Here is a 13,093-nt window from a genome sequence, read left to right as displayed (position 1 = left end):
TTTACTCATGGCCGTTTTCACCCCCATTGAACTAAGCGATATCTCTGCTTGGATCTCAAGCGACTTTGATATCGGGCAGGCCATCGACATTCGCGGAATTCATGGTGGGATTGAGAATTCCAATTTCTTTCTTGACACTGAAAAAGATGGCAAGAAACAAGAATATGTTCTGACTATTTTTGAAAGACTGTCTGCAGAGCAGCTTCCGTACTACCTAGAGCTGATGCGCCACTTGGCCAATAAAAGCATTCCAGTACCTAAGCCACTTGAAAACAAACAGGGGCAAATTTTATTTACCCTCAAAGGTAAGCCTGCAGCAATTGTGAGTAAGCTTCCCGGCCTTTCTAGGCTTGCACCCGAAGCTAAGCATTGCGCTCTGGTTGGGGAGTACTTAGCCAAAATGCATTTAGCCAGTAGCGACTTTAAGCACGCTCAAGAGAATCTTCGCAGTCTTTCTTGGTGGCAAAAAACAGTTCCACAAGTGTTGTCACACTTGAGTGACGCACAAAAAGAGTTACTGACTAGCGAGCTCTTAATCCAAGAGCAATTCTTTAGCTCTGAAGCCTATGCATCACTGCCACAAGGGGCGAGTCATTGTGATCTCTTTAGAGATAACGTGCTATTTGATACTCAAGGCGCAAGCGATGGCTCTCAAGATCAGCTGGGTGGTTTCTTCGACTTTTATTTCGCCGGAACAGACAAGTGGTTATTTGATTTAGCAGTTACTGCAAATGATTGGTGTCTTGCTGACAACAGACAAGACTTAGATCCTGCTCGCTTCAAGGCGCTGATGGATGCCTATCAAGCTGTTCGCCCACTAAGCAAAGAAGAGCAGGCAAGCTGGCCCCTGATGGTGCGTGCTGCAGCACTACGATTCTGGATCTCCCGCCTGTGGGATTTTTATTTGCCACGTGATGCGCAAATGCTCACCCCACATGATCCCCATCATTTCGAAAATATTCTTTTAAGTCGCAAGGCAATATGAAACTGAACTCCGTCGCCCCAAAAGAGGGTTACACCTGGATACGTCAAGGCATTTGGCTTTTTAAACAAAATCCTTTGGGTTTTTTAATGCTGGTATTCATGTACATATTTGTAGCGCAGCTTGCGGTACTCGTACCCGTGATTGGTATCTTTGCCGTCTTATTGCTCACACCTACTTTGTCGGTGGGCTTTATGACCGCCTGTCGCCTAGCAATTCAAAAAGAACGTATTCGACCTTCGGTATACGTGATTGCCCTGCAATCCACGCCTTTGATTCGTAAACGTATTCTCCAATTGGGATTGATCTATGCCGCGCTCATCCTAGTCCTCAGTTTTATCTTAAGCATGTTGGTAGATTTTGAGTTGCTTATTCCACTAATGACTAACGACAAGCCCATCACTTCAGAAGCTATCAATCAGATTTATCTGATTCTCTTTTTTGGCGGTCTTCTGTATGTGCCAGTGGCGATGTTGATGTGGTTTTCTCCCGTACTCGTTGCTTGGTCTGATATGTCCATAGCACAAGCCCTTTTCTCCAGTGCTATTGCTTGCTGGACTAATCGAGGTGCATTCTTTATATATCTCACGATTTGGGGTGCGATCTTAATCGCCATTCCTTTAACGATTGGCTCAATCTTTGATGCTCTCGACCTAGGCCAAGCCGCATCATTCATCATCGCGCCTATTTCTATGGCCGGGCTCACTGTAATGCACTGCTCTTTCTTTGCTACCTGGAAGGCATGCTTTGCCGAAAAAGAATCGGCTACTTTAATCGCTTAATCGATCGCAGCAAGCTTAGCAATACTGAGCTGCAGCCATTTCACGCCATGGCGCTTGAAATTCACCTGAGCGCGCGCATCAGCATCATTACCCTCTAAGCCTGTAACGCGCCCTTCACCAAACTTGGTATGGAACACATTTTGCCCAATCGTAAATGGGTAATTTCCTCGTGGTGGTGAGGCCATTCTAGTCACGGCGGTTGAGGCAGAGCCTACTCGGCCAATTTGCCTTGCAGGTCGCTCACGCTCGTTACCACTATCAAAGAAATCATTCGATCCAAACTCACGCTGACGTGTATAGCCATCTTGCCAAGTTGACCCTGAGCGACCGCCATTTCCATTGCTAGTGCCACCCCAACGGGCATCTTTGACTTTTGGAGTGAGCCACTTCAGCGAATCAGATGGCAACTCTTCCAAGAAGCGCGATGGCATGTTGTAGCGCACTTGACCATGCAACATCCGTGACTGCGTGTGAGAGAGATAGAGACGCTCTTTTGCGCGAGTAATCGCCACATACATTAAGCGACGCTCTTCTTCTAAACCATGCTGCTCATTAATACTGTTCTCATGTGGGAATAATCCCTCTTCTAAGCCGGTAATAAATACAGAGGTGAACTCCAAGCCTTTAGCAGAGTGCACCGTCATCAGCTGCACAGCATCTTGGCCTGCCTGAGCCTGGTTATCACCGGCCTCAAGTGAAGCGTGCGAGAGAAATGCGGCTAATGGCGAGACCTCGACTACGCCAGGGGCATTCTCACCAGGTAAAGTGGCAGCAGTGGCATCCTGACCATAACCTTCTTCCGCAATAAATGCGGTTGCGGCATTAATTAATTCTTGTAAGTTTTCTACGCGGTCCTGGCCTTCGCGTTCTGAGAGATAGTGCTGAATCAAACCACTGTTTTGAATCACGAACTCCACAGTTTCAGGCAAGGTATTGTGACGGGTAGCTTCACGCATATGATCTACCAGGCGCACAAAGCCGCCTAAGGAGGCACCAGCTTTACCATCTAATGTCGATGCCGCTAAATACAAAGAACTATTTTGTGCACGAGCTGCATCTTGCACAGCCTCAATCGATCTTGCGCCAATACCGCGTGTTGGGAAATTCACTACGCGCGAGAAGGAGGTGTCGTCATTCGGATTTTCTAGCAGACGTAAATACGCTAAGGCATGTTTAATCTCTGCGCGCTCGAAGAAGCGCAGTCCACCGTAAACCCGATATGGAATCGCCGCAGAAAATAAAGCGTGCTCAATAATGCGTGACTGAGCATTACTTCTGTAGAGCAAGGCAATTTCAGTGCGCTTGATACCGCTATTCACCAGGGCTTTAATTTCATCTACAAGCCATGCAGCTTCAGCGTGATCACTTGGCGCATCATAGATGCGAACGGGCTCGCCATGACCTGCATCAGTGCGCAAGTTTTTACCAAGACGATCCGTGTTATTAGAGATGAGGTAATTGGCTGTATCCAAGATATGGCCATGCGAGCGGTAGTTCTGCTCAAGCTTGACCATCATTGGGTGATATTGCTTTTCATACAAACGCATGTTCTCCACATCTGCGCCGCGGAATGCGTAAATACTTTGATCATCATCGCCTACCGCAAAAACTGCACTACTTCCCATGCCGCTGACATTGACGCGACTAGCATCGTGACCAGAGAGTAATTTGAGCCAAGCGTATTGCAAGGCATTGGTATCTTGAAACTCATCAATCAAAATATGACGGAATCGTTCTTGGTAGTGCGTACGAATGGCCTCGTTATGTTTGAGCAATTCATAACTACGTAATAAGAGTTCAGCAAAGTCGACTACACCTTCACGTTGGCATTGCTCATCGTAGGCTTCATAGAGTTGAGCCATCTTCGCCTGAAAGTCATCTCCTACAGATAATTCTTTGGCACGCTGGCCACGCTCTTTGGCGTGCGCAATAAAGTATTGCAACTGCTTAGGGGGGTATTTCTCATCATCGACCTTTAAGCCCTTCAAAAGACGCTTGATGGCGGAAAGCTGATCCTGGGTATCCAAAATCTGAAAAGTGGACGGTAAACCTGCTTCTTTGTGATGTGCACGCAATAAACGGTTGCAAAGACCATGAAAAGTGCCGATCCACATGCCTCGGGTGTTAATGGGCAACATGGCGCTTAGACGCAACATCATCTCTTTAGCGGCCTTATTGGTGAAGGTCACCGCAAGGACGCCAATAGGTGAAACCTGACCCGTTTGGATCAACCAAGCTATACGGGTCGTGAGTACGCGGGTTTTTCCACTACCAGCGCCTGCCAAAATCAGGGCTGACTGGGCCTGGCCATTTTCATTTACCGGCGGGAGGGTCACTGCCTCGCGTTGTTCTGGATTAAGGTTTGCGAGTAGGTCTGAGTACATCGCCCCAATTATAATTTGCCTCTTATGCCAAATGCTTCGAATACCCCTAATTCATCAGCGGCCAGTTCCCTAGAGGAACTAGCCAAATCCTACGAACCCGCCCCAATTGAAGCTTATTGGGGTCCGGAATGGGAACGCCGAGGCATTGCCGACGCCACCCTAGACGAGGGCAAGGGGGATTTCTCGATTCAGTTGCCGCCACCGAATGTAACCGGCACACTGCACATGGGTCACGCTTTTAATCAAACCATCATGGACGGCTTGGTGCGTCATGCCCGCATGTCCGGTAAAAATACCTTATGGGTTCCGGGTACAGACCATGCTGGTATTGCTACACAAATTGTCGTTGAGCGCCAGCTTGATGCACAGAAGATCTCTCGCCATGATTTGGGTCGCGAGAAATTCTTAGAAAAAGTGTGGGAGTGGAAAGAAACTTCTGGCAACACGATTACCCGTCAGATTCGTCGCTTAGGCGCCTCAATTGATTGGGGTAAAGAATATTTCACGATGGACAGCAAGATGTCCAAAGCAGTTGTTGAGGTATTCGTTCGCCTGCATGAACAAGGATTAATTTATCGCGGTAAACGTTTGGTGAACTGGGATCCAGTACTCGGTACTGCTGTTTCAGATCTAGAGGTAGTGAGCGAGGAAGAAGATGGTTCCATGTGGCATATCCGCTATCCATTAGCAGATGGCTCCGGACACCTGACTGTTGCCACCACGCGCCCAGAGACTTTATTGGGTGACGTGGCCGTTATGGTCAATCCAGAAGACGAGCGCTACAAACGCCTCATTGGTAAATCAGTTCAGCTACCACTGTGTAATCGTGAGATTCCGATCATTGCCGATGACTATGTAGATTTAGCCTTTGGTACTGGTGTCGTCAAAGTGACACCTGCGCATGACTTCAACGACTATGCCGTTGGACAGCGCCATCAGTTACCAATCATCAATATCTTGACCCTCGATGCCAAGATTAATGAGAATGCACCAGCGGTATATCAAGGCCTTGAGCGCTTTGCTGCCCGCAAACAAATCGTTGCCGACTTAGATGCAGCTGGCTTATTAGAAAAAGTACAGCCGCATAAATTGATGGTGCCTCGTGGAGATCGCACCCAAACCATCATTGAGCCGATGCTCACTGACCAATGGTTTGTCGCAGTATCCAAACCAAGTCCTGATAACCAATATCAACCAGGCTCCTCTATTGCAGGCGCTGCGCTAGATGCAGTAAAAAATGGTGACATTAAGCTCGTTCCAGAAAACTGGATTAGCACCTACTCCCAGTGGCTGGAAAATATTCAGGACTGGTGCATCTCTCGACAACTCTGGTGGGGACATCAAATCCCCGCTTGGTATGGCGATGACGGACAGATTTTTGTGGCACGCTCCGAAGCAGAGGTGAAATCTAAGGCTGCTACCGCTGGCTATACCGGTCAACTCCATCGTGATCCCGATGTCTTAGATACTTGGTTTAGCTCTGCTTTGGTGCCCTTTAGTTCATTAGGTTGGCCAGAGGAAACGCCTGCTCTAAATCATTTCTTACCATCATCGGTCTTGGTTACTGGTTTTGACATCATTTTCTTCTGGGTAGCCAGAATGGTCATGATGACTTGTCACTTCACTGGCAAGGTGCCATTTCATACGGTGTATGTTCATGGCTTAGTACGTGATGCCGAAGGCCAGAAGATGAGTAAGTCCAAAGGTAATACTTTGGATCCGATCGATTTAATTGACGGCATCAAGATTGAAGATCTAGTTGCTAAGCGCACTACTGGCTTGATGAATCCAAAGCAAGCTGAAAGCATAGGCAAAAAAACTAAGAAAGAGTTTCCGGAAGGAATTCCTGCATTTGGTACAGATGCCCTGCGCTTTACCTTCGCCTCACTTGCATCACTAGGTCGAAATATTAATTTTGATCAGAAGCGCTGTGAAGGCTATCGCAACTTCTGCAACAAACTCTGGAATGCCACTCGTTTTGTTCTTATGAATTGCCCTGGCGATGATCAAGAGAACGGCTTTGCTCCTTGTGACAGCCAATGCGGTCCAGAAGGGCAGCTTGATTTCTCCCCAGCAGATCGTTGGATTGTTTCTTTATTACAAAGAACGGAGGCTGATGTTGCGAAAGGCTTCCAAAACTATCGCTTTGACAACATTGCCACAAGTATTTACCAATTTGTTTGGGATGAATACTGCGATTGGTATTTAGAGTTAGCCAAGGTACAACTCCAAACTGGAACGCCTGCACAACAACGCGCCACTCGTCGCACTCTGCTGCGTGTTTTAGAAACCATCTTGCGCATGGCGCACCCACTCATTCCATTCATTACCGAAACCCTCTGGCAAACCGTTGGGCCAAAGGTTGGTAAAGATCTGGCTAAACAAGATAAGCAAACCATTGCGCTGCAGCCATACCCAGTTGCTCAACTCGATAAGATTGATGAGCAAAGCGAAGCTTGGGTTGCCCAGATTAAATCGATTGTGGATGCTTGCCGTAACCTACGTGGCGAGATGCAAGTTTCTCCTGCGTTCAGGGTACCTCTCTGGATTAGTGGGCCACAAGATTTCTTGAACAAAGCAAGTCCGTACTTAACTGCTTTAGCCAAGCTATCTGAAGTCAAAATCTACGATGACGAGTCCGCTTTAGAAAAGGATGCTCCTGGCGCACCAATGGCTTTGGTTGGTAATCTGAAGTTGCTACTCAAAATTGAAGTAGACGTGGCGGCCGAGAGAATTCGTTTAGGCAAAGAAATAGAGCGCTTAGCTAATGAAATCACCAAAGCACGTAGCAAGCTTGGCAACGAAAGCTTCGTAGCGCGAGCCCCAGAAGAAGTGGTGGCTCAAGAAAAGCAACGTCTTACTGGCTTTGAGCAAAACCACGAGAAACTTGTTGCACAATTAGAACGACTGAAATAAAGCCTCAACAAAACTGATCGGAATTGCAATGCCATTAAGCACTAAAGCCGTTACTAAAGCCGTCTTCCCGGTTGCGGGTTTGGGCACTCGTTTCTTGCCAGCCACCAAGGCTAGCCCGAAAGAGATGCTCAATGTAGTGGATAAACCACTCATTCAGTATGCGGTTGAGGAAGCAATTGCCGCTGGCATCACTGAAATGATTTTCGTGACTGGCCGTAGTAAGCGTGCCATTGAAGATCACTTTGATAAAGCTTACGAGCTTGAGGCCGAACTTGAAGCAAAAAATAAACAAGCTCTTTTAGAGATCGTTCGAAGCGTAAAACCAAGCCATGTCGATTGCGTCTATGTACGCCAACCTGAAGCTTTGGGTTTGGGTCATGCAGTTTTATGCGCAGAAAAGCTCGTACGTGATGAACCTTTTGCCATCATTCTTGCGGATGACTTACTTGATGGCCAACCTCCAGTACTCAAGCAAATGCTCAAAGTATTTGATGAGCAAAATGGCTCCGTCTTAGCGGTGGAGAAAATTGATCCATCCAAAAGTAGCTCCTACGGCATTATTTCTGGAGCAGAAGTATCCAAAGGCATCTATCGCTTAAACGGCATTGTGGAAAAGCCACAACCTCAGGATGCGCCATCCAACTTAGCAGTAGTAGGTCGCTATGTTCTCTCTTCAGATATCTTTAATCACATTCGCAATCTGAAGCCCGGTGCTGGCGGTGAAATCCAACTCACTGATGCGATTGCCTCATTACTCAAAGAAGACCCCGTATTTGCTTATGAATACGACGGTGTGCGCTATGACTGCGGCAGCAAGCTTGGCTACCTCAAGGCTTCAGTAGAGTTTGCTTTACGGCACCCAGAAGTGAAGACTGAGTTTGCGGCTTACTTAAAGAATCGTTCTTTAACCTAAGCATCACAGTGAATCTCTAGGGCGAGAAAAGCAAAAAGGCAGAAATCAATTTCTGCCTTTTTCTTTGGTGCCAGTAGTTTCAAAACATCTTATCTTCTCTTGAGAAAGAAAACCAATACGTCACCCTCAGCGCTGCTAGAGAGCAGTTCGTTGCCAGTCTGTTTTGCAAACGCAGGAAAGTCATGCGCAGCACCAGCATCCGTGGCTTTCACTTTAAGCACTTCACCGGACTGCATGGTAGCTAGAGCTTTCTTGGTACGCAAAATTGGGAGTGGGCAATTCATGCCAATCGCATCAACCTCGAGATTAAATTCGATAACGTCGCTCATTTAGATGCCACCCAATCTTTTACGCCAGCTAAAGCAGCCCCCAACTTGCTTGGGTCGGTACCGCCGGCCATCGCCATCTCTGGTTTACCGCCACCCTTTCCGCCGACTTGCTGGGCAACGAAGTTTACTAAGTCCCCTGCTTTTACCTTAGCAATAGAATCCGCAGTCACGCCGGCAATCAGACTCACCTTATCGCCCTGCACCGAAGCCAAAACTATTGCGGCAGTCTTTAGTTTGCCCTTTAAGGCATCCATAGTCTCGCGTAAGACTTGAGCATCGGCACCATCTAAGCGAGCCGCCAATACTTTGATGCCATTGACATCAACTGCTTGTGTTGCCAACTCATCACCTTGGCTAGCAGCGAGCTTGGAGTTCACCTTATCTAACTCACGCTCAGCCTGACGCAAACTGTCTTGAAGTTGAGTAACACGACTCACTAAATCACCGGGGTGAGTTTTGAGAACTGCGGCCGCTTCGTTAATTTTGTCTTCTAAACCTTGTAAAAAGATCAGGGCATTTTTCCCAGTCACCGCCTCAACACGACGAATGCCAGCTGCTACACCACCTTCAGAAACAATCTTCAAGCTTCCGATATCACCAGTACGTCCAACGTGAGTTCCGCCGCACAGCTCTTTAGAGCTGCCGATTTCTAGTACACGCACTTCATCAGCATACTTTTCACCGAAAAGCATTGTGGCACCGGTTTTTTGAGCATCATCTAGAGACATCACTTTTCCAGAAGTCGCAGTATTTGCCAAAATTTCAGCATTCACAATATCTTCTATCCGTCGAATTTCTTGCGCAGTAATAGGTGCGTTGTGAGTAAAGTCAAAGCGGGTTTTAGTGGCATCAACTAATGAGCCTTTTTGCTGCACATGATCACCCAATACTTCACGCAATGCTTTATGCAAAATATGGGTAGCACTATGGTTACGCATTGTTTCTGTTCTTTGCTGAGCATCTACCAAGGCGTTCAGCGTATCGCCTATCTTGAGCTCGCCCTCTTGCACTTCACCTTGATGACCAAAAACATCCGCCTGAATCTTGAAGGTATCTTCAACTGCAAAGCGAACTACTTCATTGCGTAACTCACCCTTGTCTCCAACCTGCCCACCGGACTCAGCGTAAAAAGGCGTGTTGTCTAACACGATCACGGCTGCATCACCAGCCTTGATGGACTGCACTACAGAACCATCAACATAGAGTGCGGTGACTTTAGCGCCCTCATGCTTCAAAGTGTCGTAACCATGAAACCGGGTTGGCTTGCCAGAGTACTCCAAGCCTTGAGCCACTTTGAACTTACCAGCCGCTCTTGCTTGGTCACGCTGCTTTTGCATTGCCAAGTCAAAACCTTCGGCATCGACTGTGACATCGCGCTCACGGCATACGTCAGCAGTGAGATCTAATGGGAAGCCAAAGGTATCGTGTAAGCGGAAGGCGGTTTCACCATCAACCGTCTTAGCGCCACCAGCAAGCGCGCTCTCCAAAATCTCCATACCGTTAGCGATCGTCTGGAAGAAACGCTCCTCCTCCTGCTTAATCACTTCACTCACTTTATCTTTCGCTGCCTGCAACTCTGGATAAGCCTGACCCATCTCTTTTACGAGGGCTGGAACGAGTTGATAAAAGAACGGTTTGCGTGCGCCTAATTTGTAACCATGACGAATTGCGCGGCGTGTAATACGACGAAGGACATATCCGCGACCTGCATTACCTGGAATCACACCATCCACCACAATGAAACTACAGGCACGAATGTGATCGGCAATGACTTTGAGAGATGGACTGCTTGGATCGCAATTCTCACCACCGGCAGCATCAACAGCCTCTTTAGCTGCTTTGAGCAAATTAACAAAAAGGTCAATTTCATAGTTCGAGTGCACGTGCTGCAACACTGCCGCAATGCGCTCAAGGCCCATACCAGTATCGACGCTCGGCTTGGGCAATGGATGCATATTGCCCGCTTCATCGCGATTGAACTGCATGAATACGTTATTCCAGATCTCAATATAGCGATCGCCGTCTTCATCAGGACTACCAGGAGGACCACCAGCAATGTGCGGGCCGTGGTCATAGAAGATTTCAGTACAAGGCCCGCACGGACCTGTATCGCCCATCATCCAGAAGTTATCTGAAGCATAACGAGCGCCTTTGTTATCGCCAATGCGAATAATGCGCTCAGCTGGAACGCCGATTTGCTTATTCCAAATCTCATAAGCCTCGTCATCTTCCGCGTAGACGGTGACAAGCAGCTTTTCTTCTGGCAGCTTAAAGACTTCAGTCAGTAAACCCCAGGCAAACTGAATTGCATCCTTCTTGAAGTAGTCCCCAAAAGAGAAATTACCCAGCATTTCAAAAAAGGTATGGTGACGCGCTGTATAGCCAACGTTATCCAAGTCATTGTGTTTGCCACCGGCACGAATACATTTCTGGGCGGTTGTAGCTCGGTTGTAAGGGCGCTTATCAAAGCCTAAAAACACGTCCTTAAACTGATTCATCCCCGCATTCGTGAATAACAAGGTCGGGTCGTCTCCAGGCACAACTGGGCTGGATGGGACAATCTGATGGCCTTTTTGGGCGAAGTAGTCCAGGTACGCCTGGCGAATTTGAGAGACTTTCATGCGAATAATTATCGCATTGGCACTAGTCGGGGGCAAAACCTGGGTAAATCACCTCAATCCTGCCTTACAATCCCGTAACATCAATAAATAGATCGGCCTTTAAGTCGATATAAGGAGCTCAACTTGAAAATTCGCAATCAACGGGATTTTGGTGCCGGAATCATGTATATGGTTATTGGCCTATTCTTCACCATCGTAGCTACCCATTACCCCATGGGCACTGCAGCCAAGATGGGGCCAGGCTACTTTCCATTTTGGCTTGGCATACTGATGACGTTTTTGGGGCTCTTAGTCCTAGTTAAATCTATGGGCGCTAAAGCTGCTATCGAATCCATTCCTAAGTTCAATTGGAAGATCATTGCGCAAATTACAGGCTCGGTAGTGCTCTATGGCTTATTGCTGCCACGCATGGGCTTTCTAGTCGCTGTAGTGGTCTTGGTACTAGTGTCAGCTAGCGCCAGCAAAGAGTTCACTTGGAAAGGCTCCTTGATTAATGCAGCCTTCCTGGTGACCTTTACTTATTCAGTCTTTGTTGTGGGTCTCAAGCTTCAGTTCCCACTCCTACCTGTATTTCTACAACAATAACGAACCGGGACTCTAAAAATGGATTTATTTGCTAATTTAGCGCTCGGTTTCGACACAGCGTTTACCTTACAAAATCTGATGTACTGCCTGATTGGCTGTATTTTGGGTACATTAATTGGTGTTTTGCCAGGTCTGGGCCCAATTGCGACAATTGCGATGCTCCTGCCAGCCACCTATGCATTGCCTCCAATTGCTGCTTTGATTATGTTGGCGGGTATTTACTACGGCTCACAGTACGGTGGCTCTACTACTGCGATTTTGCTCAACATACCAGGAGAAACGTCCTCGGTGGTGACGGCGATTGACGGTTACCAAATGGCCAGAAATGGTCGAGCAGGTGTAGCCCTCTTTACTGCCGGTATGGGTTCATTCTTCGCTGGTTGCGTAGCAACATTGGTTTTGGCTGCTTTTGCTGCACCACTCTCCCAATTAGCATTTAAGTTCGGTCCCGCTGAGTACTTCTCCTTAATGGTTCTTGGACTGATTGGCGCCGTCGTTCTTGCCTCAGGCTCTCTGATCAAGGCGATCGGCATGATCATCCTTGGTCTTTTAATGGGCTTGATTGGTACTGACGTGAACTCTGGCGTGTCACGCTATGCTTTTGACATCCCCGAATTAAGTGACGGCATTGGATTCGTAGCCGTTGCCATGGGTGTCTTTGGTTTTGCGGAAATTATGGGCAACCTAGAAAAAACTGGTGATGACGAGGGCTTCCTGAATAAGCTCACCACTATGATGCCAACCAAGACTGATATCAAGCGCATGATTCCTTCGATCTTGCGCGGTACCACCATCGGCTCCACCTTAGGTATTCTGCCAGGCGGCGGTGCGGCTTTGGCAGCCTTTGGCGCCTACTCAGTTGAAAAGAAATCCTCTAAGTACAGCCATGAGTTTGGTAAGGGTGCGATTGAGGGTGTAGCAGGTCCTGAAGCAGCAAACAACGCTGCCGCTCAAACCTCCTTCATACCATTGCTTACCTTAGGCATCCCACCGAATGCCGTCATGGCCTTGATGGTTGGTGCGATGACAATTCACAACATTCAGCCTGGTCCGCAAGTCATGACAAGCAACCCAGCTTTGTTCTGGGGTCTGATTGCCTCGATGTGGATTGGTAACGTGATGTTGATTCTCTTGAACTTGCCGCTGATTGGTTTATGGGTAAAGCTACTGAAGATTCCATATCGCTTTCTCTACCCAGCAATCTTGGTGTTCTGCTGTATCGGCGTCTATACCGTCAACAACACCGTATTTGACGTTTATGTAACCGCAGCCTTTGGTTTAATTGGTTACCTCTTCTTTAAATTAGGTTGCGAGCCACCCCCATTGCTCCTAGGCTTTGTACTTGGACCGATGATGGAAGAGAACTTCCGCCGCGCCCTCTTGTTGTCACGTGGTGACTTCACGACCTTCGTAACCCGACCACTCTCCTTAGGTTTGCTCATTGCGGCAGCCCTCTTAGTTGTGATCGTAGCCTTACCTGCGGTTAAGAAAACCCGTGAAGAGGCTTTCGTAGAAGATTAATTCTCGAGCGCTTCCCAGAAACGAGCCCGCAGCAGTTTGCGGGCTTTTTTCTTTATAGGA

9 protein-coding genes are annotated in these 13,093 nt (G+C 47.8%); 6 read left to right on the top strand and 3 right to left on the bottom strand.

All coding sequences use genetic code 11. The features are described 5' to 3' along the window. The first annotated feature begins 7 nt into the window (after positions 1–7). Positions 8–985 (top strand): homoserine kinase, encoded by a 978-nt coding sequence (locus tag ICN26_RS06290; RefSeq protein ID WP_216267578.1) that lies wholly within the window; start codon positions 8–10, stop codon positions 983–985. Then, complete coding sequence (locus tag ICN26_RS06285; RefSeq protein WP_216267577.1) at positions 982–1,764, top strand: BPSS1780 family membrane protein; 783 nt, start codon at positions 982–984, stop codon at positions 1,762–1,764. Before ICN26_RS06290 ends, ICN26_RS06285 begins: the two co-directional genes overlap by 4 nt. Here the strand turns inward: ICN26_RS06285 and ICN26_RS06280 are convergent. Continuing rightward, entirely contained in the window at positions 1,761–4,148 is a 2,388-nt protein-coding gene (locus ICN26_RS06280; protein ID WP_216267576.1) for a UvrD-helicase domain-containing protein, read from the bottom strand. The genes ICN26_RS06285 and ICN26_RS06280 overlap by 4 nt on opposite strands. Before the next feature lie 24 nt (positions 4,149–4,172). Here ICN26_RS06280 and ICN26_RS06275 point away from each other — a divergent pair, with 24 nt between their 5' ends. Continuing rightward, positions 4,173–7,064 carry a valine--tRNA ligase gene (locus tag ICN26_RS06275; protein ID WP_216267575.1) on the top strand — a complete coding sequence of 964 codons (2,892 nt, stop codon included), beginning with the start codon at positions 4,173–4,175 and terminating at the stop codon, positions 7,062–7,064. A gap of 28 nt (positions 7,065–7,092) precedes the next feature. Continuing rightward, the gene (gene galU, locus ICN26_RS06270) at positions 7,093–7,977 is read left to right on the top strand and encodes a UTP--glucose-1-phosphate uridylyltransferase GalU (protein WP_216267574.1); all 885 of its coding nucleotides are present in this window, start codon (positions 7,093–7,095) and stop codon (positions 7,975–7,977) included. Between the two features lie 89 nt (positions 7,978–8,066). Here the strand turns inward: galU and ICN26_RS06265 are convergent, their stop codons facing one another. Further along, positions 8,067–8,294, bottom strand: a complete 228-nt coding sequence (locus tag ICN26_RS06265) for a sulfurtransferase TusA family protein (protein ID WP_216201495.1) — start codon at positions 8,292–8,294, stop codon at positions 8,067–8,069. An 8-nt stretch (positions 8,295–8,302) separates the two neighbouring features. After that, positions 8,303–10,927 carry an alanine--tRNA ligase gene (alaS, locus tag ICN26_RS06260; protein ID WP_216267573.1) on the bottom strand — a complete coding sequence of 875 codons (2,625 nt, stop codon included), beginning with the start codon at positions 10,925–10,927 and terminating at the stop codon, positions 8,303–8,305. A gap of 123 nt (positions 10,928–11,050) precedes the next feature. Here alaS and ICN26_RS06255 point away from each other — a divergent pair, with 123 nt between their 5' ends. Both ICN26_RS06255 and ICN26_RS06250 read left to right on the top strand, forming a co-directional pair. Next, the gene (locus ICN26_RS06255; protein ID WP_216267572.1) at positions 11,051–11,512 is read left to right on the top strand and encodes a tripartite tricarboxylate transporter TctB family protein; all 462 of its coding nucleotides are present in this window, start codon (positions 11,051–11,053) and stop codon (positions 11,510–11,512) included. 18 nt (positions 11,513–11,530) lie between these two features. Continuing rightward, entirely contained in the window at positions 11,531–13,033 is a 1,503-nt protein-coding gene (locus ICN26_RS06250) for a tripartite tricarboxylate transporter permease (RefSeq protein ID WP_216267571.1), read from the top strand. Positions 13,034–13,093 lie beyond the last annotated feature (60 nt).

Source organism: Polynucleobacter hallstattensis (assembly GCF_018881835.1).
GTDB lineage: Bacteria > Pseudomonadota > Gammaproteobacteria > Burkholderiales > Burkholderiaceae > Polynucleobacter > Polynucleobacter hallstattensis.
The sequence above is the reverse complement of the archived record's forward strand: the minus strand, read 5'-3'. Positions and strand labels throughout refer to the sequence as shown.